Origin of the sequence: Pseudomonas trivialis (assembly GCF_036864995.1) — a bacterium.
GTDB lineage: Bacteria > Pseudomonadota > Gammaproteobacteria > Pseudomonadales > Pseudomonadaceae > Aquipseudomonas > Aquipseudomonas trivialis.
Genome location: NZ_CP142151.1, coordinates 2,148,332 through 2,168,928 on the forward strand (window position 1 = coordinate 2,148,332; position 20,597 = coordinate 2,168,928).

18 protein-coding genes and 1 pseudogene are annotated in these 20,597 nt (G+C 60.6%); 15 read left to right on the forward strand and 4 right to left on the reverse strand.

Translation table 11 applies throughout. The features are described from left to right. Positions 1–18: 18 nt before the first annotated feature. Entirely contained in the window at positions 19–1,164 is a 1,146-nt protein-coding gene (locus VRB54_RS09660) for a PAS domain-containing sensor histidine kinase (protein ID WP_338480574.1), read from the reverse strand. Further along, complete coding sequence (locus tag VRB54_RS09665) at positions 1,154–1,969, reverse strand: alpha/beta hydrolase (protein ID WP_338480575.1); 816 nt, start codon at positions 1,967–1,969, stop codon at positions 1,154–1,156. Before VRB54_RS09665 ends, VRB54_RS09660 begins: the two co-directional genes overlap by 11 nt. 130 nt (positions 1,970–2,099) lie before the next feature. Between VRB54_RS09665 and VRB54_RS09670 the strand changes: the two genes are divergently transcribed. Continuing rightward, positions 2,100–3,299 (forward strand): YgcG family protein, encoded by a 1,200-nt coding sequence (locus tag VRB54_RS09670; RefSeq protein ID WP_338480576.1) that lies wholly within the window; start codon positions 2,100–2,102, stop codon positions 3,297–3,299. A 9-nt stretch (positions 3,300–3,308) separates the two neighbouring features. On the opposite strand, the gene VRB54_RS09675 is transcribed toward VRB54_RS09670, so the two are convergent. Next, positions 3,309–3,803, reverse strand: a complete 495-nt coding sequence (locus VRB54_RS09675) for a DUF1543 domain-containing protein (protein WP_338480577.1) — start codon at positions 3,801–3,803, stop codon at positions 3,309–3,311. 106 nt (positions 3,804–3,909) lie between these two features. Here VRB54_RS09675 and VRB54_RS09680 point away from each other — a divergent pair, with 106 nt between their 5' ends. After that, positions 3,910–4,731, forward strand: a complete 822-nt coding sequence (locus VRB54_RS09680; protein WP_338480578.1) for an aldo/keto reductase — start codon at positions 3,910–3,912, stop codon at positions 4,729–4,731. A 69-nt stretch (positions 4,732–4,800) separates the two neighbouring features. Here the strand turns inward: VRB54_RS09680 and VRB54_RS09685 are convergent, their stop codons facing one another. Beyond that, entirely contained in the window at positions 4,801–5,316 is a 516-nt protein-coding gene (locus tag VRB54_RS09685) for an Hcp family type VI secretion system effector (protein WP_003235468.1), read from the reverse strand. A 473-nt stretch (positions 5,317–5,789) separates the two neighbouring features. Here VRB54_RS09685 and tssA point away from each other — a divergent pair, with 473 nt between their 5' ends. The 13 genes and pseudogenes from tssA to icmH all read left to right on the forward strand — a co-directional run bounded on the left by tssA (position 5,790) and on the right by icmH (position 20,587). Next, positions 5,790–7,343 (forward strand): type VI secretion system protein TssA, encoded by a 1,554-nt coding sequence (tssA, locus tag VRB54_RS09690; RefSeq protein ID WP_338480579.1) that lies wholly within the window; start codon positions 5,790–5,792, stop codon positions 7,341–7,343. Between the two features lie 33 nt (positions 7,344–7,376). Continuing rightward, entirely contained in the window at positions 7,377–7,874 is a 498-nt protein-coding gene (gene tssB / locus VRB54_RS09695; RefSeq protein ID WP_338480580.1) for a type VI secretion system contractile sheath small subunit, read from the forward strand. Between the two features lie 26 nt (positions 7,875–7,900). After that, entirely contained in the window at positions 7,901–9,376 is a 1,476-nt protein-coding gene (gene tssC / locus VRB54_RS09700; protein WP_338480581.1) for a type VI secretion system contractile sheath large subunit, read from the forward strand. A 14-nt stretch (positions 9,377–9,390) separates the two neighbouring features. Beyond that, the gene (tssE, locus tag VRB54_RS09705; RefSeq protein WP_338480582.1) at positions 9,391–9,792 is read left to right on the forward strand and encodes a type VI secretion system baseplate subunit TssE; all 402 of its coding nucleotides are present in this window, start codon (positions 9,391–9,393) and stop codon (positions 9,790–9,792) included. Further along, positions 9,782–11,568: pseudogene (gene tssF, locus VRB54_RS09710) on the forward strand (type VI secretion system baseplate subunit TssF). The gene tssE and the pseudogene tssF overlap by 11 nt, the downstream one beginning before the upstream one ends. Further along, positions 11,532–12,548 carry a type VI secretion system baseplate subunit TssG gene (gene tssG / locus VRB54_RS09715; RefSeq protein WP_338480583.1) on the forward strand — a complete coding sequence of 339 codons (1,017 nt, stop codon included), beginning with the start codon at positions 11,532–11,534 and terminating at the stop codon, positions 12,546–12,548. Before tssF ends, tssG begins: the two are co-directional and overlap by 37 nt. A gap of 2 nt (positions 12,549–12,550) precedes the next feature. After that, positions 12,551–14,989: an AAA family ATPase gene (locus tag VRB54_RS09720; protein WP_338480584.1), complete on the forward strand. Its 2,439-nt coding sequence runs from the start codon at positions 12,551–12,553 to the stop codon at positions 14,987–14,989. Beyond that, on the forward strand, positions 14,986–16,506 hold the full coding sequence (locus tag VRB54_RS09725) for a sigma 54-interacting transcriptional regulator (protein WP_338480585.1): 1,521 nt from the start codon (positions 14,986–14,988) through the stop codon (positions 16,504–16,506). Before VRB54_RS09720 ends, VRB54_RS09725 begins: the two co-directional genes overlap by 4 nt. Positions 16,507–16,575: 69 nt before the next feature. Then, on the forward strand, positions 16,576–16,719 hold the full coding sequence (locus VRB54_RS09730) for a type VI secretion protein (RefSeq protein WP_338480586.1): 144 nt from the start codon (positions 16,576–16,578) through the stop codon (positions 16,717–16,719). A gap of 2 nt (positions 16,720–16,721) precedes the next feature. Beyond that, positions 16,722–17,894, forward strand: a complete 1,173-nt coding sequence (tagH, locus tag VRB54_RS09735; protein WP_338481080.1) for a type VI secretion system-associated FHA domain protein TagH — start codon at positions 16,722–16,724, stop codon at positions 17,892–17,894. Between the two features lie 5 nt (positions 17,895–17,899). Further along, positions 17,900–18,385, forward strand: a complete 486-nt coding sequence (gene tssJ, locus VRB54_RS09740; protein ID WP_338480587.1) for a type VI secretion system lipoprotein TssJ — start codon at positions 17,900–17,902, stop codon at positions 18,383–18,385. Position 18,386: 1 nt separating this feature from the next. Further along, a complete protein-coding gene (gene tssK / locus VRB54_RS09745; RefSeq protein WP_338480588.1) occupies positions 18,387–19,715 on the forward strand; it encodes a type VI secretion system baseplate subunit TssK in 1,329 nt (442 codons plus the stop codon). A gap of 5 nt (positions 19,716–19,720) precedes the next feature. Beyond that, complete coding sequence (icmH, locus tag VRB54_RS09750) at positions 19,721–20,587, forward strand: type IVB secretion system protein IcmH/DotU (protein ID WP_338480589.1); 867 nt, start codon at positions 19,721–19,723, stop codon at positions 20,585–20,587. The last annotated feature ends 10 nt before the right edge of the window (positions 20,588–20,597 follow it).

Consider the following 20,597-nt stretch of genomic DNA (forward strand, 5'->3'; position numbering starts at 1 on the left):
TCCAAAACCCGCAACGAATTAATGGGTGGCAGGCAATTTCACGGTGAAGGTTGTGCCAGCCTCTGCCGATGAGCTTACCGCCACATCGCCGCCATGCACCTTGGCCAGTTCGCGCACGATATACAGGCCAAGGCCCACGCTGCGCACCTGGCTGCCTTGATCGGTGCCGCGGGTCATGGGTTCGAACAGATTGGCGAGCAACCCCTCGGGAATCGCAGTGCCATGGTTGTGCACGGCAACTTCGCAGACGTTATTGCCGATTCGTGAGGTGATACGGATTTCTCGCTGCAGGTCGCCATACGCCACGCTATTGGCCACCAGGTTGCCGATAATCTGCTGTACGCGGTCGGCATCCAGGCTCGCGCTGCCATAGCCCTCGATATGGTGCACCAGTGTCGCCTTGGGGAATGCGACGCGCAGTTCCTCGACGGCGTGGCGAATGACTGTGTGAAAGTCCAGCGGCGCTGTGCGGATACTGATGCCGTGACCGACCCTGGCCTGGGTGAAATCGAGCAGGTCTGCGATCATGCGTTGGGCGCGCTCGGATGACTGATCGATATGCCCGAGCAGTTGGCGCTCCTTGGGTGTGTGCTCACCCCTGCTGAGAAAATCCGAAGCCATGCGAATCGCCGTGAGCGGGTTTTTCAGGTCGTGGCTGACAATCGCCACCATCTGCTCGGCGAACATCGCGCGCCGCTGGGAGATGGCATAGGCTTGCTTGAGTTCTGCCTGCGCCTGATGCAGGGCGATCTCGGTGGCGGTTTTTTCCTGCAGCAAGGCTTCCGCCAGCTTGCGCGCGTTCAACAACTCGCGTTCGTACTTGTCGCGGTCAGTGGTGCCGAACAACGCGAGGTCGTACACCAAGGCGTCGTCGAGTTGGCGGCGATTGCCATTGAGCAGCACCGTCACTTTCTGCCCGTCGCGGTGCACGGTGTCGAGCTTCACCTCGGTGACGCTGCCATGCATGCGCAGCATTGGCGCCAGGTGCGTCTGATGGAAAATTCGCCCGCCCATGGTCAGCAGGTCCTGAAAGCGACGGCCACACAGCTCCTGGGCACTGAACCCCAACCAGTCAGTGAAGCGGGCATTGACCTGCAGGATCGTGCCGTCTTCAGCCGTCACGGCCAGCGCACAGGCGGCGCTGTCGAACAGGTCAACTGCCATGGGTGACTGCCCACGGCGCCAGGAAGCTGTGCATCGCCGCCGCGCACGCCACTGGCGCACTCATGTGCGGGCAATGGCCGACGTTGTCGATCAGGCAATAAGTGCTGTTGGGCACTACGCGATGCAGGTATTCACCCACCACGACCGGGGCAATCAGGTCGTCGCTCGATTGCAGGATCAGCACCGGGGCGGCGAGGTCGGTCACGTCCTCACGGTTATCCGACATGAAGGTCACGCGTGCGAATTGCCTGGCAATGTCCGGCTCGGTGCGGCAGAAACTCTCGGTCAGCGCCTCGCTGAGTTCCGGTTGCCCGGGCGCGCCCATGATCACCGGGGCCATGGCACTGGACCAGCCGAGGTAATTGCTGTCGAGGGTATCGAGCAGGTCGTCGATGTCGTTGCGCTTGAAACCGCCGATATAGTCCGCGTCGTCGATGTAGCGGGGCGACGGGCCAATCATTACATGGGCAGCGATGCGCCCGGGCTGCAGGCGGTCGGCGAGGGCGCCGATCATCGCGCTGACCGAGTGGCCCACCAGAATCACCGGCCCTTGCGCATAGGTGTCGACGATTTCATTCAAATCACGGGCGTAACCGTCCAGCGTGCCGTACCTGGTCTTGTCGAAGGCCGCGAGGTCCGACAGGCCGGCACCCACCAGGTCATACATCACCACGCGGAAACGCTGGGTAAAATGCGGCGCCAAATAGTTCCACATCGCCTGGTTGCAGCCGAAGCCATGGGAGAACACCAGGGTCGCCATGCCGTCGCCCATGACATTCACATTGTTGCGGTGGCGTAGGTCCATGGAGGTCTCAAAATTATGGCGTATTGCTATGTGAGGCGCAGTTTAGATAGTCGACGCCTTTGGGTCACGCGTTATAGCGCCGATAGGTTACAGTCAGCGCCTTTCAGGATGAAACTTCAGGTAACAAAACATGATGCGGTGGATACGGCTGTCCGTCTTGAGTCTGCTGACGCTGATGTGCCTCAGCGTGTTTACTGCCGTCCAGGCTGACGTTTCGCCGCTTGGCGTGGCCCTCGACCAGCGGGTGATCGACCTCACCAACACACTCGACGCAGACACCACCGCCCGTCTGAAAAGTCAGCTCGCCGACCTCGAGCGACGCAAAGGTTCACAAATTGCCGTGTTGCTGGTGCCCGGAACCGGCGGGGCCAGCATCGAGGATTATGCCAATCAGCTGTTTCGCGCCTGGCAACTGGGGCGCAAGGACGTCAACGACGGCATCCTGCTGTTGGTGGCCAAGGACGATCGCAAGGTACGCATCGAAGTCGGGTACGGGCTGGAAAGCACGGTCACCGACTTGCTTGCCCACCGGATCATCGAAGAACACATCACCCCGGCGTTTCGCCAAGGCGATTTTGCCGGTGGCGTCAGCCAGGGTGTGAACAACCTTGTTGTGCTGGTTGAGGGCGGCGACTTGCCGGCAGTCGCCGTCCCTGGCGTCAGTTCCCAGGCCATAGCGATACTGCTGGCACTGATCGCCGGCGCTATCGGTGGTGTGTTGATGGCCGCAGGCACGTTGCACTGGCGCCGTGCCTTGATTGCCACAGCCGGGGTGACCCTGCTGCTGACGGTGTACATCGGTGGGCGTGAGTGGCCGATATTCCTGCTGGTATTACCGCTGACGATAGTGATCGGCGGAGCCACGTTTGGCGCATTGTGGCTGGCACGCGCAGTCTTTTACTGCGTGATGGCGGTACTGGCGTATACCGTCGGCGTGCTGGCCGCGGCTCGGTTTGTCGAGCTCAGCCTTGTCCACTGGCTGCTGTGGCCGTTGGGCGCTGCCGTGGTGCTGGGTCTGTACGTGGGGTTGTTCTTCCTGATCAAGGCATCATGGAAAAGCAGCCCGCGTTTCTTCCTCGTACGCGTACTGGCGGTCGTCGCGATTTATACGGCGGCGGGCCTGCTGCTGGGCCATGGTGCTCAAGGCTGGTTGGTGGCCATACCGGTGGCCACGATTGCGGCGTTTATTCTGTTCGTGCAGAGCGTCTCCGGCTCGGGCTCGGGGTCGAGCAGCCGTTCGAGTTCAAACTCAAGCAGCTCGCGCTCCAGCAGCAGTTCGTCCGGCGGCGGCGGATCCAGTGGCGGCGGCGGTGCGTCAGGCAGTTGGTGAAACGTGCGCTCAAGACAATACGATGTAGTCATTGCGTTGCACGATGGGCTCGTGTGCGCCCTGCACCAGATGCACATAGCGACCGTCCACCAGGTCGATGGGCAGGCAGTCATCCACATCCATCACGGCATCGGTATGCGCCAGGGACCAGCCGCGCAGCATCTGGCGCTTGCCCAGCGTCCTGGCTTCCTGCTTGTTGCGCGCGACGACCAGGAGGTAGTGATGGGCCTCGCCGAAACTGTGGGTGTCATACCCGCCAAGGTTGATGAAATACAGGCGCGGCGCTCCGGCTTGCGGGGCCAGTGGGCTGAGCTCGACTTTCCAGCCATCGACGCCATCCACCGCCATCCAGGCGTCGATGTGTACGCCCTTGGCGCTGCCGAACCAGTTTTCACGCAATTGCGGGTAAGTGGCTTGCAGGGTATCCGCCACGGCGAATACCACATCATGGACTTCGATCCTCGCCCGCGGGTGCTTGCCCCCGAGCATCACGACAAACAGCATTGCAGGTTCTTCCTGGCGACTTGGCAGAGGGCAACCATACTTCGATTGAACCCTTTTGTCCGGTCAATGCCCCACTGTTTACTTGCGAACTCATCAGGAGGTTGTCATGCGTACCATCGATCTGGCCGGCGTACCGGTCCCCGTCATCGGCCAGGGCACCTGGCGCATGGGAGAAGACCCCGACCAGCACCGCGCTGAAGTGGCGGCATTGCAACTGGGGATCGACGAGGGCATGACCCTGATCGATACCGCCGAAATGTACGGCGAAGGGGGCGCCGAGTCCGTCGTCGGCGAAGCCATACGCGGCAAGCGTGACCAAGTGTTCCTCGTGAGCAAGGTCTACCCGCACAATGCCAGCCGAACGGGCGTCCCTCGTGCCTGTGAAGCCAGTTTGCAACGCTTGGGCACCGACTATATCGACCTGTACCTGTTGCACTGGCGCGGCCAGTATCCTCTTGAAGAAACGGTCGAGGCATTCGAGCGTTTGCGCGAAGCTGGCAAGATCGGCCGTTGGGGTGTTTCCAATTTTGACGTAGCCGACTTGCAGGAACTCGCCTCACCGGCCTGCGCCACCAATCAGGTGCTCTACAACATCGAGGAGCGGGGAATCGAGTTCGACCTGCTGCCCTGGTGGCAACAACATCATTTGCCGCTGATGGCTTACTGTCCCATCGCCCAGGGCGGCAAGTTGCTGTCCAGCCCGACGCTCAAACAGATCGCCCAGCGTCACGAAGCAACGCCCGCCCAGGTCTCCCTGGCGTGGATATTGCGCCAGGACGGCGTGATCGCCATCCCCAAGGCCGTTACGCCGGAGCATGTGCGACTCAATGCCCGTGCTGCGAACCTGATGCTGGATGAACATGATCTGGACGCGATCGATCGGGTATTCGGCGCGCCCAAGCGCAAGCATCCGCTGGCGATGGTCTAGCCCTCAGTAATAACCCATCTCGATGGAAACGGCGCCCGTCCCTGGGCGTCGTTTGCGCATCACGCTACCTTAGCTGGACACCGGGCTGCGCCAATCGTCCGAGCCGGAAGTGCCCGACACTTCATGGGTCCAGACAATCTTGCGATACGTGAAATACACATCTTCCAGATGCGTGAAGTGCGCGTTGTCCGGGTCCTGGCAGTTGGGCATGCGTGACTGGATATCGACGATGGTCGCTCCCTCGAGTTCGATGGTGAAGTAATGCTCCTGGGTGCCGGCCGACGAAGTGCGCAGCCACTCCAGCCGGCATTTCACCTCCTCGCCACTGGTGAGTGCGCTGAAGAGCAGGGGCGATGACTTGTCGAACACCTTGCTAATCATCAATGGCTTGTGCACCCGTTGCCCTGTTGGCTGACCGGATTGCGGATCGCGCGGGATGATGACCTGGTGCGCAAACGCCTGGACGAGAATCTGGTCCTCGTGCCCTTCCTGGTAAATATTGCCTACCGAGTCCTGAGTAAAAGTGCCTGCCGTAATCAAACCTTGCTTGACGCCAGTGATGGAGAGATATGCGGGTGTTGGCATGACGGGTTTCCTTGTCTGATTGATAGGGGAGTCCATCTCATATTGAAACCGGATGGCCCTGTCTCCTTAACAAAAAGCGTGCCGGAAAGTGCAAGACCTAGTGAAATATGGGAGCAGGGTTAGTGAGCGAGTGTCTTTTGATAAGTTGCTGTGAATAAGTGAGTAAGTTTATTGAGGTTGTTTGCGCATGAGTGCGCAATTAGTTGCCAATTTCATTGGGTGGGTGGCAGTGGGCTGGATACGCGATATTTGAAGTTTTCTTCGAAATAAATTGCGCAATTTTCTGCGCAGGCCGTGTTTTTAGGGCGTTGTAGGATAAGTCTCAAGTTTTAATTTTTCGCTTGATGAATCTCTTTGTCGTGGCTAGTGTTTGCAACTCTTGTGGGGCTTCTCATCGCTGTCTCAATAGCGTCTTAATGATTTATTGCTTGTTCAATGTGTTTTATGAGGTGAGTGGTTGTGCGTGGAACAAAATGGATTATTTGAAAACGCTTTGTGATTATTATCTTGAGTTGGCGCGGCGACCTTGCTCGGATGCAAGTTTCGCCGGCAATGAAATACGCTTTTCCAGCGAATATGAGGCCCTGGAAAACGAGCTGGCGAAAATGCAATCGATACACGGTGAAAGCCAGCCGGATTGGCAGAAAGTCGTTGAAACCGGCGAGAGCGTGTTGCGCGAGCATTCCAGGGATCTGCGTGTCGCGGTATGGCTGGTCTGGGCGCTTTACCAGCGTGAATCGTTTGCCGGCCTGTTGGCCGGACTCGGCCTCCTGTTGCATCTCTGCGAGCAGCATTGGGCGGTTGTCTACCCGCTCAAGCTGCGCACCCGCAGTGCGGCTTTTGGCTGGTTGGTATTGCGCCTTGATCCGGTGTTCGACCAAAGCCTGGCGGTTGCAGGCCAGCAGCCGGTGTTTCATCTGCTCCACGAACACCTTTCGCGCCTCGATGAGTGCTGGCGTCAGCGTCTGGGTAACGATGCTCCGTTGCTGCTGCCGATTCGCAGGCAACTGTCGGAGCGCCTTGAACATGCCGCGCAAGGCAATCCAGCTCCCGCAGCGTTGCCACATGTGATGACCCAGGTCAAACAGGTGGCGGCTCAATTGCTCAAGCCCGAGCCCGCCATCGAAAACGAAAGGGATGCGAACAAACGCCTGCGCACCTTGCAGGACCAGGCTCGTCCCCTGTGTAAATGGTGGTTGAGGCAAGGCGCTGCAGACCTGCGGGCCTTGCGCCTGAGTCGAACACTGGCCTGGCTCTCGCTGACCAGTTATCCAGACGCAGACAACCATAGAACCACGACCTTGCGTGGCCCCTCGGTCGACAAGCTTAAGCGGTGCCAGGAGCGTCTTGCCCAGGGGCATTACGCCGATCTGATACTTGAATTCGATACAAGCCTGAGCAGCGCGATGTTCTGGTTTGACGGACTGCGCATGCAGTGGGAGTGCCTTGACGCACTGCAGGCCAACCTGGCGAAAACCGAGCTGGAGGTGAGTTTTGCCCTGTTGCTGCAACGCCTGCCGGACCTGCCTGAGTATCGTTTTTACGAGGGCATGCCGTTTGCCGATGCGAGCACCCGGGACTGGATTGCGTTGCATGTGGCCCGTCACCTGCAAACAAACCAACCTCTCGCGCCGGCGAGAAACATCGACGCCGAACCCTGGGAGACGGCATTACAGGAAGGGCTGCCCAGGTTGCGCAAGGACGGGCTCAAGGCTGTCGTCGGCGAGTTCACGCAGAGTCTGCACGCCGCGCGAAGCGAGCGCGACCGTTTCCACTGGCGCCTGGCCCAGGCCCGTCTGTGTGTGCTGGCAGGCAAGCATGAGTTGGCGAAGATCCAGCTCGAACAGCTGGATGATCACCTGCAGCACGCAGGGCTTGAGCGCTGGGAACCTGATCTGGCGCTGCAAGTGGCACAGCTGTTGTTTCGCTGCTGTGAGCTGCTGCCGCAAGACCAGGCAGTGCGTGAGCGCAAGGAAAAAACCCATCGCAGGTTGTGCCATTTCGATCTTGAAGCGGTACTTGAATAGGCTGCAGAGCCGCACGCAAAAAGGAGAAAAACCATGCCCAAAGAGGGTTCGGTAGCACCCAAGGAACGCATCAATATCACCTTCAAACCCGCCGTTGGTGGCGCGCAGGAAGAAGTCGAACTGCCGTTGAAACTGCTGGTGCTGGGAGACTTCACCCAACGCGAGGACCTGCGCAAGCTCGAAGACCGCAAGCCTGTCGGGATCGACAGGAACAACCTGGATGAGGTGCTGGCCAAGCAGGCACTGAGCTTGACGCTCAGCGTACCCAATCGTCTTCAGGACGACGCCGAGGTGGAGGAGCTGGGTATTCAGGTGCACATCAATTCAATGCAGGACTTCAATCCCGCGAGCCTGGTCGAGCAGATTCCCGAACTGAAAAAGCTGATGGCCCTGCGTGAAGCGCTGATGGCATTGAAGGGCCCGCTGGGTAACACGCCGAGCTTTCGCAAGGCTATCGAACAGGCCCTGGCCAACGACGAGTCGCGCACGCGTGTACTCGCCGAATTGGGGCTGGACCGGCCTTCCGCATGATTTTTCAGTAAAAGGACACTGATCCCATGAACACTCAAGCCACTTCACTGGCCGCACTCAAGGCGGACGAGTCGAGCATCCTCGACAACATCATTGCGCAAACCCTGCTGACTGCGGACGACGAGGCCTACGGCATCGCCAAGCGCGGCGTCTCGGCGTTTATCGAAGAATTGGTCAAACCGCACAACAGCGCAGAACCGGTCAAGAAACGCCTGGTGGACCGGATGATCGCCGAGATCGACAGCAAGCTCAGCCAGCAAATGGACGAAATCCTCCATCACCCGCAGTTCCAGGCACTGGAAGCTGCGTGGCGAGGTTTGCAGTTGCTGATCGAACGCACCAATTTACGTGAAAACATCAAGATCGAATTGCTGAATGTGTCCCGCGAGGACCTGCTCGATGACTTCGAAGACTCGCCGGAGATTAACCAGTCCGGGCTCTACAAGCACATCTACAGTGCCGAGTATGGCCAGTTCGGTGGTCAGCCCGTGGGAGCCATCATCGCCAATTATTTCCTTTCACCCAGTGCGCCCGACGTGAAGCTCATGCAGTACGTTTCCACTGTCGCCTGTGTGGCCCACGCGCCTTTTATCGCAGCGGCCGGGCCGGCCTTTTTTGGCCTGGAAAGCTTTACCGGCCTGCCTGACCTGAAAGATCTGAAGGACCATTTCGAAGGTCCGCAATTTGCCAAATGGCAGAGCTTTCGCCAGAGCGAAGACGCGCGTTACATCGGCCTGACCGTACCGCGTTTTTTGCTGCGCACGCCTTACGATCCCCTTGAGTCTCCGGTCAAGACCTTTGCCTATCAGGAAAACGTGGTCAACAGCCACGAACACTATCTGTGGGGGAACACGGCTTACGCATTCGCCACGCGCTTGACCGACAGCTTCGCCAGGTTTCGCTGGTGCCCCAATATTATCGGTCCGCAAAGCGGCGGGGCGGTGGAAGACCTGCCCTTGCACCACTTTCACAGCATGGGGGAAATCGAAACGAAGATCCCCACCGAGGTGCTGGTCTCCGATCGACGCGAATATGAACTGGCCCAAGAGGGTTTCATCGCGTTGACCATGCGTAAAGGCAGTGACAACGCCGCCTTTTTCTCCGCGAGTTCGGTGCAGAAGCCCAAATATTTCGGCACCAGTGTCGAGGGCCGGGAAGCGGAGTTGAATTACCGGCTGGGCACCCAGTTACCTTACATGATGGTGGTCAACCGACTGGCTCATTACCTGAAAGTGCTGCAGCGAGAGCAGCTGGGGTCGTGGAAGGAGCGCACCGACCTTGAGCTTGAACTCAATAAATGGATTCGTCAGTACGTCGCCGACCAGGAAAACCCCAGTGCCGAAGTGCGTGGTCGTCGCCCCCTGCGTGCGGCACGCATTGTCGTCAGCGATGTTGATGGTGAGCCAGGCTGGTATCGCGTCAGCCTGAGTGTGCGACCTCACTTCAAGTACATGGGGGCGGACTTCACCCTGTCCCTGGTCGGCAAGCTCGACAAAGAATGAGCAGGCTCCCGGGGATGACCTGTCACCACAGCTTTTTCGAGCGCCTCGAAGGCCACGCATCCGCTCAGTCGGGCGGCATGGCCTCGGTGGCCGCCCACTTGGGGAAAATGCTCAGCACGCGCGCCGGCAGTGTCCAGACCGCGCGCGATTACGGCCTGCCGGATCTCAATGACATGCGCCAGAGCCTGCACGAGTCCTTGAGCCAGTCGCGCCTGTCGATCGAGCGCTTTATTCAGGCCTACGAACCACGCCTGACGAATGTTCGGGTCAGGGCACTGCCGCGTGATCGCGACCCTCTGGTCCTGGCATTTTCCATCGCAGCGATCCTGACGATTGAAGGTGAGACGCGAGCCGTTGTTTTCAGCGCGCGCCTGGGTGGCGGCGGGCAGGTGGAGGTCGCGCCGAATGGCCTTTAATCGCTATTACCAGAGTGAGCTCAGCGCCTTGCGTCAGCTTGGGCGACGTTTCTCGGAGCGTAATCCGGCGTTGGCACCTTTCCTGTCCGCAGGCGGGCAGGACCCGGATGTCGAGCGTTTACTGGAAGGTTTCGCGTTTCTCACTGGACGCTTGCGTCAAAAGCTTGATGACGAGTTACCGGAGCTGACCCACTCGCTGATGCAATTGCTGTGGCCCAACTACATGCGGCCGTTGCCCTCGTTCAGCATCCTGCAGTTCGATCCGCTCAAACGTGCGGGGCCGGCCATCCGGGTAGAGCGGGATACCGCAGTGGAAAGCGTGGCGATCAATGGCGAGCGCTGCCGTTTTCGCACCTGCTATCTCACCCAGGTGATGCCGCTGCAACTCAGTCGTGTGGACTACGCATTCCAGGGTGAGCGCGCCTTGCTGGATCTGCATCTGGGGATGAGTGCGCCGGGCAATTTCACCGAGTTGGCGTTCGAGCCTCTGCGTTTGCACCTGGCAGGCGATCGTTATGTCAGCCAGGGCCTTTATTTGAGCCTGTTGCGTCATCTTGAAGGCATTGAACTGTTGCTGCTCGACGAGAGTGGATGCCCCGTTGACGGGACTGATGGACAGCCGCTGTCGCTGCGGCTGGCTGCCAGCCAGGTAAAGCCGGTCGGGTTCAACGAAGACCAGGCATTGATCCCTTATCCACTGAATACCTTCAGTGGCTATCGCCATCTGCAGGAGTATTTTGCCTTTCCCGACAAGTACCTGTTCGTCGATGTCGCGGGCCTGGACGCCCTGCACCGGGTTCCCCACGCGCAGCTCAAACAGGTGCGCAGCATGGTGATGCGTTTCGAACTGCGTATCCAGGGGCATGAGCCACAGTGTCCGGGGCTGGATAACGTAAAGCTGTATTGCACGCCCATCGTCAATCTGTTCAGCCATGATGCGGTGCCGATCCGCCTGGATGGCAAGCAGGACGAATACCTGCTGGTGCCTGGCGAATACACCCGGGGCCATGCAGGCGTCTTTTGCGTGGACCGCGTGACGGGTTGGCGCCCAGGCGGGCTGGGCCACCGGGCGTTTGTGCCGTTCGAGTCCTTCGAACATGACGCCGATGCCGGGGCATCAGTTGCGGCGCCCAGTTTCAGCATCCGTCAGCGTCCATCCGTACAGCATGTCGGGCTCGACACCTGGATGGCATTCGGTAACGGCCACGGGAGTGAGCAGGAAACACTGTCGATCGAGCTGACGTGCACCAATCAGAACCTTCCACAGCAACTGGCCATCGGTGAGATCAACCAACCCGGCGAGCACACTCCAGAATTCCTGACGTTTCGCAATATCACGGTGCCTACCGCAAGTTTCGCGCCCCCCTGGACCAGGATTTCCTGTGGCGGCTGATCAGCAACCTCTCGCTCAATTATCTGTCGCTGACCGATATCAACGCCTTGAAAGTGATTCTGGAAACCTACGACCTGCCGCGTTATCACGGTCGCCAAGCGCAGCAGATCAGCCTGAAGAGGCTCGGCGCATTGCAGGCCGTCAGCCACAAGGCGGTGGACCGACTGCATCAGGGCCTGCCGTTTCGCGGGTTGCGGGTGGACCTGACGATTGATCCCCAGGGTTTCCTCGGTCAAGGCGATGTTTTTGTTTTTGCCTCGGTACTCAACGAGTTTTTTGCGCTTTACGCCAACCTGAATTCGTACCACGAACTGCGCGTTATCAGCACACAAGGAGATGTGTACCTATGGCCACCCCGGTTGGGCCAACAGCCCCTGCTTTAACCGAACTGTCGCGCTGTATTCGCGACTATTCGCTGTTTCAGGCGGTGCTCCTGGTGATTGAGCGCCTGCGTGAGGCTCATCCGTTGCTGGACGAGGACGCGTTGTATGACCAGCTGGAATTCCAGGCCAATCCCAGTCTTGGCTTTCCCGGACACGACATAGACCAAGTGGAGTTCTTTGTGGAGCAGGGCCAGTTACGCGCGCGGCTGCGCCTCAATGTATTGGGGCTGTTTGGCGCAGGTTCACCGCTGCCGGCGTTCTATGGCGAGCAGGCGTGTGCAGAACCCATGGGGGCCAACGTCACGCGGGACTTCCTGAACGTCTTTCACCATCGCCTGCAGCGGCTGATGTTGCCGATCTGGCGCAAGTACCGTTATCGAGCGCGTTTCCGAAACGGTGCCAGCGATGGTTTTTCGGCACAGATGTTCGCCCTGATCGGCCTGGGCAGTCGGGAAGTTCGCGCAGCGGCACGTCTGGATTGCAGGCGCCTGCTGCCTTACCTGGGCTTGTTGGGGCTGCGGGCACATTCGGCGTCGATGATCGAAACGGTGTTGCGCCATTACTTCAAGCACAGCCGAGTGTTCATCGAGCAGTGGGTGGCGCGCCGTGTCTGCATCGACCCGCAGCAGCGCAACCAGTTGGGCGTTACCCACCACGCGCTCGGCCACGATCTGGTGCTGGGGCAGCAAATAGCGGACCGCTGCGGCAAGTTCAAGGTGCACGTGCTGGGGCTGAGCTGGCAGCGCTTTCACGAGTTCCTGCCCACCGGAGCGGCGTTTCTGCCCTTGTGTTCATTGGTGCAGTTAACCGCACGCGCGCCCCTGGAGTATGACCTGCGCCTGGTGCTGGCCGAGGGCGAAATGCGTGCGCTGCACATCGGCGAGCGCAATGTCTGTCGTCTTGGCTGGACCAGTTGGCTGGCCCACGAACGTGCTGATGGAGCTGTAACGCTCGCCGGCAATCTGATTAGGGATCGATGATTATGATGAATGTAGATCTGCAACACCTTATCCGCACCCTGGCCGCGCAGACCCGATACGACCTTGAGCGATCAGCCGAGCGCTGTGTCGCACGCGGTGGCCGCGAGGTGCTGGTAGAGGACCTGCTGCTGGCGTTGCTGGAGCACGTCGACGGCCTGCTGATGCGGGCGCTGGCGGACGCGGGCGTGCAACTGTCGGAGCTCGAGTCGACGCTTTATCCAAAGAGCGAACACAGTGCAACCCGCAACCCGGTTTTCGCGACGACGCTGGTGCAGTGGTTGCAACAGGGACTGATGGTTGCGCACGTCGAACTGGGGCAAGCGGAGGTCGATCAGGGTGCCTTGTTGCTGGCGCTGCTGCGTCATCCTTTTGAGCACGCAGGCAGCGCGTACCAGAAGATTCTGAGCCGCCTTGATGTCGACCGTGTGCGCGATTTTCTGCTGAGCCAGCAGCCGCACGGGAATACCCCGTCGGCTGACTCGCTGTTGCAGCGCTTCACCCATGACCTCACCCTCCAGGCGCGTGAAGGTCTGATTGACCCGGTGCTGTGTCGCGATGCCGAAATTAGACAACTGGTCGACATCCTCACCCGCCGGCGCAAGAACAACCCGATTCTGATCGGGGAGGCAGGGGTGGGTAAAACCGCGATTGTCGAAGGCTTTGCCTTGCAAGTCGTCGCATCTCGGGTACCGCCGTCGCTCCAGCAGGTGCGTGTACTCACGTTGGATCTGGGCCTGCTGCAAGCGGGGGCGGGAATCAAGGGCGAGTTCGAGCGCCGCCTCAAGGGCGTGATCGACGAGGTCAATGCGTCGCCCCAGCGAGTGATCCTGTTTATCGATGAGGCCCATACCCTGGTGGGCACGGGCGGGCAGGGCGGGGCGTCCGACGCAGCGAACCTGCTCAAGCCCGCGCTGGCCCGTGGCGAGCTGCGTACCATCGCCGCCACCACCTGGTCGGAATACAAAAAGCATATCGAGAAAGACCCGGCGCTGGCGCGACGCTTTCAACCAGTACGGGTGGGCGAACCTGGTGTCGAGCAAGCCGTCGCCATCCTGCGCGGGCTGGTCCCGGCCTACGAGGCCAGCCATGGTGTATACGTACGCGACGATGCCGTTGTCGCTGCGGCACAGATGAGCGCGCGTTACCTGGCGGGGCGCCAGCTACCAGACAAAGCGGTGGATGTATTGGACACCGCGTGCGCAAGGGCGCGTACACATCTGGCCGTGCCCTCTGAGGCGCTGCAGCGTGTGAACGCTGAACTGGCCGAAGGCTGGCAGCAATACCATGCGCTGCGCCGCGACGCTGATGCGGGTTTGCCTGTCGATGGATCCGGGCTGCAAGCGCTGCAATCTCGGCTCGAGACTGTCGAATGCGAGCGCCAGGCGTTGGAGCAGACCTGGCTTGAACAGCGCGAACAATCACCCGAACAGCCTGAGGTTTGCCCACGCCTGGTGGCTCAGGTCATCAGCGCATGGACCGGCATTCCCACCGAGCAACTGGTGCTTGAACACAGCGACAAGGTGCTGGGTTTTGCCGATGCGCTGGGCGCACGCATCCTCGGCCAGGATCACGCGGTGCAGGCGCTTGACCGCTGCATGCGCGCCACGGCGGCCGGGCTGAACGAGCCTGACGCGCCAGTGGGCGTGTTTCTGCTGGTCGGACCGAGCGGCGTGGGCAAGACCGAAACGGCGCTGGCGCTGGCGGACCTGCTGTACGGCGGCCGGCGGTTTGTCACCCTCCTTAATATGTCGGAATACCAGGAGCAACACTCACTGTCCCGATTGATCGGCGCGCCGCCCGGTTATGTCGGTTACGGCGAAGGCGGCGTCCTCACCGAGGCAGTGCGTCAGCGTCCGTATTCGGTGGTGTTGCTGGATGAAGTGGAGAAGGCTGACCCGCAAGTGCTGAACCTGTTCTACCAAGTGTTCGACAAGGGCTTGGCCAATGATGGCGAAGGTCGTGAGATCGATTTTCGCAACACTCTGATCCTGATGACCTCCAACCTCGGCAGCGATTGCATCAGTGCCTTGTGTGCCGACGGCCGGCGCCCCGAGCTCGAGGTTTTGCACGAGGCGCTTGTTCCGTCGTTGCGCGCCTGCTTCAAACCCGCATTGCTGGCGCGGATGCATGTGGTGCCCTATTACCCGATTACCGCCGAGGTGTTGGGTGAGGTGGTCAGGCTCAAGCTCGTTCGTCTCGGGCACCGGCTGGCCCGGCGCAAGCTGGCCTTCACCTATACGCCGCAACTGCTTGCGCACATGGCCCAACGCTGTGCCCATGGTGACAGTGGCGCACGTTACATCGACCAATGGATCGAGACCGACCTGCTGCCGCAGATCGTGGACCGCCTGCTCGTGGCAACGGCCGTAGGAGAGTCTCTCTCGCTGGCCCATGCGTCGCTGGACAGTACGGGTCGACCGGCGTGTGAGTTCAGCCAATGACCGACGAAATGTTTAGCCGACTGCCGCAGCCCCTGGCCTACGCCGAAACCTTGATGGGCTGGTTCTGCCGGCTGGGCCGCAGGGCTGATGAAAACACCCTCGCGGACCTTTGCGTGGCTGGTGTGGCACAACTGAGTCAGTGCGAGCTTGGCCAGCTGTACCGGCTTGATAAAGCCACCGGCAGGCTCGAGCTGATTGCCCAGCATTTGCACGGAGGTCGGTCGTCGAGCGATCCCGCTCTGGGCCAGGGAGCGCAGGATGAGCAGCTGTTGCAGTACGTCCTGACCCAGGGGCAAGCCGTCGCCCTGGATGACTTGAGCCAGTGTGTGTATGACTGCGGTTTTTTGCCTGAGGCGACGACACCCTGGCGCTCTCTTTGCGCTATCCCGTTGTGTTGCCGAGGCGACGCCGTCAGCGCCGTCATGCTGTGTGCCAGCCAGCGTCCGCTTGCGTTGCAAGGCTATGTAGCGTCGTTGGCGCAATTGGGCAGTTTTGCCTTGGGGCAACTGGCCAGGGCATCGTGTGCCGCGCCTGAGGTCACCGAGCTGAAGTCTGGCGCTGCGTTGGCGGCAGCGTTTGGCCTGATTGGCAGCAGCACGGCGATGGAGGCGACGTGTCGTCTGATCAGCAAGGTTCTGCGCACGCCCTATACGGTGTTGTTACGTGGCGAGACCGGCACCGGCAAGGAGGTCGTGGCGCGCGCCATCCACGCCGCAGGCCAAAGGAGTAACAAAGCCTTTGTGGTGCAGAACTGCGCGGCGTTTCCAGAGGGGTTGCTGGAGAGCGAACTGTTCGGTTATCGCAAAGGTGCGTTTACCGGTGCGCTGCGTGACTACGCGGGGCTATTCGATGCTGCCGACGGTGGCACGTTGCTGTTGGATGAAATCGGCGATATGCCGCTGTCGTTGCAGGCCAAGTTGCTGCGTGTGTTGCAGGAAGGCGAGATTCGGCCCTTGGGGGCCAACGCCTCGCACAGGGTCGACGTGCGAATCATTGCCGCGACGCACCGCGACCTCGCGGCAATGGTCGCCGATGGCAGTTTCCGCGAGGATCTGTATTACCGATTGGCACAATTTCCAATCGAGCTGCCGGCGCTGCGTGATCGAGACGGCGACATGCTGCAGCTCGCCCGGCACTTCGCGGACAAGGCCTGTGTGGCACTCGGACGAGGGAGCGTCGGCTGGTCCAGTGAGGCCTTGGACCAACTGACGAATCACGACTTCCCCGGCAATGTTCGCGAACTCAAATGCCTGGTGGAGCGTGCCGTGCTGATGTGTGACGAAGACGTGATCCTGCCGGTGCACCTCGCGTTGGCCCCCAGCCCGGTCACTGTCGTTGACACCACGTTGCGCCAGCGTCTGGAACGCGTTGAGCGCACGGTGCTGATCGATTGCCTGCACAGAAATCGCGGCAATCGCACCCGCACCGCGCGTGAGTTGGGGGTGGCGCGGCGCACGCTGCTCTACCGCCTCGCGCGTTTGAATATTCCCTGCGGCGAGGCCAGGGGCGAATGCTGACTATTGCTTCGTATCACCGGCGCCCTGTCTACCCAGGTCGCCCCCGCGTCACTTCCTGGGAGATACCTGATGCTTGATCGTCCATGGCAGGCCCTGGTGCTTGCGCTGTTTTTGCTGAGCGGCTGCAACGCCAACTACGTGTTTGACGATGCTGATTACCGTCCGCTGGGCGATCCGCAGGCCGGCACGCGCGGCCAACAGAGGGAGGTATGACCATGCAACTGGTGTTTGAAGTATATGAAAGCGCTGGCGCAGATTCCGCATCCACGGCCCCCAAACGGTTCACCGAGGCCGGCGGCGTCATTGGGCGTGGCGCCGGTTGCGACTGGGTCATTCCCGACTCGAGTCGGCTGCTGTCCAGTCACCATGGGTTGGTGAGTTTTCGCGAAGGTCAGTATTTTCTGACTGACATCAGCAGCAATGGAATCTGCGTGGCGAGCAGCGGCGAGCGGCTGTGCAAGGGGCAGGCGCGCCTGGTCGAAGATGGCGACATATTCCAGTTGGGTGCACTGGCCATAAGGGCGCGGCTGGTCACATCACCGGCTTGGCATGACAGACTGCAGATCGCAGCGAGTGACTCGATCCCCGACGATGCGTTCCTCGGGCTTGATCCTGTCGGGGCGACGGATCAGGCCCCGTTTCCAGCGGATGACACCGTCGCAACCAGCGACGAACCCGCACAATGTGTTTATCAGCAAGCGCCGGACAGGGATTACATGAGGCTGCCGCGCCGGGCCGAGCCTGTTCCCGATGCGCCTGCGCGCGAATACCTCGAAAAGACGCCGGCTTTGCATGCGTCGTTCTGGGGGCAGTTTTCGGCGGCACTCGGGCTTGACCTCAATAACATCGACACTCCACGGCGCGAGGCATTGGCGATCAAGGTCGCCAGTTTGCTCAAGCAGGGCATCGAGGGCTTGCAGCAAAGTCTGCGCACCTGCGACGAGCTGAAAAAAGAGTCGAACCTGACACCTCCAGAATCCCGCTTACAGAGTGCCAACCCCCTGCGCCATTGTTCCGACGGTGAAGCCGCGTTGGCCGCTTTGCTGGGCATGAACGAGTGGGGGCAATTGTCGGCCGAGACCGCACTGGTCCAGGCCCACCGGGACCTTCAATCCCATCAGGTCGCCCTGCTGACAGCGTGTCGCACCGCGTTGCGCAATGGGTACCGCGCATTCGCGCCCAGCCACTTGATGTTGTGCTTCGAGCACCAGGCAAAAGCGCCCAGGTTCAACGCCGACGGTGCGCATTGGCGTGCCTATCAACGCCACTATCAGCGCCTGCTCGAGAAAGAACCGTTGAGCGAGGACCTGTTGGGCAATGACTTTGCCAAGGCCTACGACGAGCAGGTTCGCCTGATTTCCACCCTTCATGCGGCTTGCCCGGGATGATGTTCATGCACAGAGCAACCTTTGTATCAATGTGGGTGCTGCTCGGCTTGCTGGCCGGGTGCAGCGCATTGTCGCCCTTTTCGACCCTGACCAAACTCGACCTGACAGTGACGGCCAGCGAACGGGTCAATCCCGACCTGCACGGTCGTCCCTCTCCGGTGGTCATGCAGCTGATTGAGCTGCGCCACCCCGCAGCGTTCGAAAACGCGGACTTCTTCAGCCTGTATGGGCGTGCCGAACAGACGCTGCCCAAGGACTGGGTGAGCGCAGAAGAACTTGAAATGCGCCCCGGCGACCGCCTGGCACTCAAACTCAGCGTCGGGCCGCACAGTCGCTATGTGGGTGTGCTCGCAGCCTATCGCGACTTGCCTCACGTGCAATGGCGGCTGGTAATGCCGGTGACACCGGGCCGATTGACCCGTGCCGACCTGGTGCTGGACGAGGACGGCATACGCCTCGCCAACCTGCCCGCCGATGCGTTGGAGAACTGATATGCAGGCTCATAACGTTATCTGGCAGGAAGGCATGTTGTTGCGGCCCCAGCACCTGCAACACCAGGACCGCTACTACAACCAGCAACTCAATCGCACCCGTTTGCTGGGCAGTGATGCCTGGGGGTTTCTCAGCCTTGAAGTGGATGTGCAGTACCTCAAGCTCGGCAAGTTTGTCGTGACCCAGGCCAGTGGCGTGTTGCCCGATGGCAGCCTGTTCGAGCTGAGCGGCGCCATGGAACCGCTGATGCTGCAGGTGCCGGCCAACGTCGGCAGACAGGGTATTTACCTGGCATTACCGTTGGCGATTGGTAATCAGATCGAGGCCCGTCAACCGGAGCAGGTCGATGTGGTGGCCCGCTATGTCACCTGTACCACAGAGGTCGGTGATTCGAATGCGGGGGTCGACTCACGCTGCCAGATCAGCTGTGGACATCCGGATCTGCGCCTGTTGCTGGGCGAACAGCACAGTAACCAGACGTTCGTGACGCTTCAGGTCGCTCAAGTACTGGACGCCACGCAGGACGACGGTGTGAGCCTGGATGCGGACTTCGTGCCGACCTTCATCTATCTCCAGGGCGCGGGTTATGTGGGCGCGTGCCTCAAGGAAGTGATCAGTCTGCTGGCGTGTCGCGGGGACGCCATTGCCGAGCGGGTTCAGGGCAATGGTGCGGCTTCGGGTACGCACATTGCGGACTTTCTGATGCTGCAGTTGATCAATCGGGGCGAGCTGGTGCTGCGCCATTACCTGAGCCAGGCCCAGGTTCGTCCGCAAGCGTTGTACCGAGAGTTACTGGGCATCCTCGGCGAATTGTCGACCTTTGCCCACGACACCCGGCGGGCGCAGTGGGACGTGCGTTATCGGCACAACGACCAGGGCGCCAGTTTTCGCGGCTTGATGGAAGGGCTGCGAAGCGCGCTGTCCATGGTGCAGGAACAGCATGCCATGGAACTGGTGCTGCAACCGCGCCAGTACGGCGTGCTGGTCTGCCCCGTGGGCGACCTCAATTTGCTGGGCAGCGCCACCTTCGTTCTCGCGGCCAGCGCCCACTGTGAGTCGGAGGAGCTGCGCCAGCGTTTGCCGGCCCACCTCAAGGTCGGACCGGTGGAGCGTATACGCGAGCTGGTCAACCTGCATCTGGCCGGCATCAAGGTCAAGCCGCTGCCGGTGGCGCCGCGCCAACTGCCGTTTCATGCCGGTAAAACCTATTTCATGCTCGAACTCAGCGCCCGCGATATCACGCAACTGGAGCAGTCAGGTGGTTTTGCCTTCCATGTGGGCGGCGAATTTACCGCGCTCGAACTCAACTTCTGGGCCATCAGGAACTGAACATCATGAACAGGGACAGTGACTACCCTCAGGACGAGAAAACCGTCCTGCTCGACCGCGACGGTCCGGGACCGGTGCAGGGGCCGCTGACGGATTTCCCGTCGCCGCCGCGTTTCGAACAGCTGGAAGACCGCATGATCTATGCCGCTCAGGCGCAGGGTCTGCAGATGTTCAATGCCGGGCTCAATCCCCTGGTATCCGCTGCCTGGGAGCTGCTGTCGCAGCCGCATCGGCTCAGTGCCAGCGTCGGCCGTGAGAGTTTGCATACCCTTAATGAACGGCTGTCGGCGGGGATCACTCAGTTCGAGACACGCGCCCTGCATGAAGGTGCGGATCACGCAGCGGTCATGTCGGCGCGCTACGTAATCTGCAGCGTGCTGGATGAAGCCGTGGTGACCACCTCATGGGGGACCGCAGGCGACTGGTCGAAGATGAGCCTGCTCAGTCGCTTTCATAACGAGACCTTCGGTGGCGAAAAGGTCTTTCAGTTGCTGGAGCGACTGTCCCGCGACCCGCTCAAGCACCTCGCGCTCCTTGAACTGCTGTACCTGTGTCTGTCGCTGGGTTTCGAGGGCAAATACCGCGTCATGGAACGCGGCGTGGTGCAGCTCGAAGCGGTACGCGACGGCCTGTATCGGCAGATCCGGCAGGTGAGGGGAGACCCGCCGCCCGTGCTGGCGTTGCCGTCGGCAATGGAGCCGGTACGCCGCAAAAGGCTGTTGCTGATCTCTGCGCCCTGGGCGGCGGCAGTGTGCCTGCTCTGCCTGTTGGCGATGTACTCGGGTTTTGCCTGGGTGTTGGCCACCGAGCGTACGAAGGTCCTGCAACCCTTTCAATTTTCGGCGCCGGACCTGACTCGGACGCCCCTGTAACGCTGGAGCA

Excerpts from the sequence above, each read along its gene's own strand:
- VRB54_RS09660 (WP_338480574.1), bottom strand. The coding sequence starts at position 1,164 with ATGGCAGTTGACCTGTTCGACAGCGCCGCCTGTGCGCTGGCCGTGACG.
- VRB54_RS09665 (WP_338480575.1), bottom strand. The coding sequence starts at position 1,969 with ATGGACCTACGCCACCGCAACAATGTGAATGTCATGGGCGACGGCATG.
- VRB54_RS09670 (WP_338480576.1), top strand. The coding sequence starts at position 2,100 with ATGATGCGGTGGATACGGCTGTCCGTCTTGAGTCTGCTGACGCTGATG.
- VRB54_RS09675 (WP_338480577.1), bottom strand. The coding sequence starts at position 3,803 with ATGCTGTTTGTCGTGATGCTCGGGGGCAAGCACCCGCGGGCGAGGATC.
- VRB54_RS09680 (WP_338480578.1), top strand. The coding sequence starts at position 3,910 with ATGCGTACCATCGATCTGGCCGGCGTACCGGTCCCCGTCATCGGCCAG.
- VRB54_RS09685 (WP_003235468.1), bottom strand. The coding sequence starts at position 5,316 with ATGCCAACACCCGCATATCTCTCCATCACTGGCGTCAAGCAAGGTTTG.
- tssA (WP_338480579.1), top strand. The coding sequence starts at position 5,790 with ATGGATTATTTGAAAACGCTTTGTGATTATTATCTTGAGTTGGCGCGG.
- tssB (WP_338480580.1), top strand. The coding sequence starts at position 7,377 with ATGCCCAAAGAGGGTTCGGTAGCACCCAAGGAACGCATCAATATCACC.
- tssC (WP_338480581.1), top strand. The coding sequence starts at position 7,901 with ATGAACACTCAAGCCACTTCACTGGCCGCACTCAAGGCGGACGAGTCG.
- tssE (WP_338480582.1), top strand. The coding sequence starts at position 9,391 with ATGACCTGTCACCACAGCTTTTTCGAGCGCCTCGAAGGCCACGCATCC.
- tssG (WP_338480583.1), top strand. The coding sequence starts at position 11,532 with ATGGCCACCCCGGTTGGGCCAACAGCCCCTGCTTTAACCGAACTGTCG.
- VRB54_RS09720 (WP_338480584.1), top strand. The coding sequence starts at position 12,551 with ATGATGAATGTAGATCTGCAACACCTTATCCGCACCCTGGCCGCGCAG.
- VRB54_RS09725 (WP_338480585.1), top strand. The coding sequence starts at position 14,986 with ATGACCGACGAAATGTTTAGCCGACTGCCGCAGCCCCTGGCCTACGCC.
- VRB54_RS09730 (WP_338480586.1), top strand. The coding sequence starts at position 16,576 with ATGCTTGATCGTCCATGGCAGGCCCTGGTGCTTGCGCTGTTTTTGCTG.
- tagH (WP_338481080.1), top strand. The coding sequence starts at position 16,722 with ATGCAACTGGTGTTTGAAGTATATGAAAGCGCTGGCGCAGATTCCGCA.
- tssJ (WP_338480587.1), top strand. The coding sequence starts at position 17,900 with ATGCACAGAGCAACCTTTGTATCAATGTGGGTGCTGCTCGGCTTGCTG.
- tssK (WP_338480588.1), top strand. The coding sequence starts at position 18,387 with ATGCAGGCTCATAACGTTATCTGGCAGGAAGGCATGTTGTTGCGGCCC.
- icmH (WP_338480589.1), top strand. The coding sequence starts at position 19,721 with ATGAACAGGGACAGTGACTACCCTCAGGACGAGAAAACCGTCCTGCTC.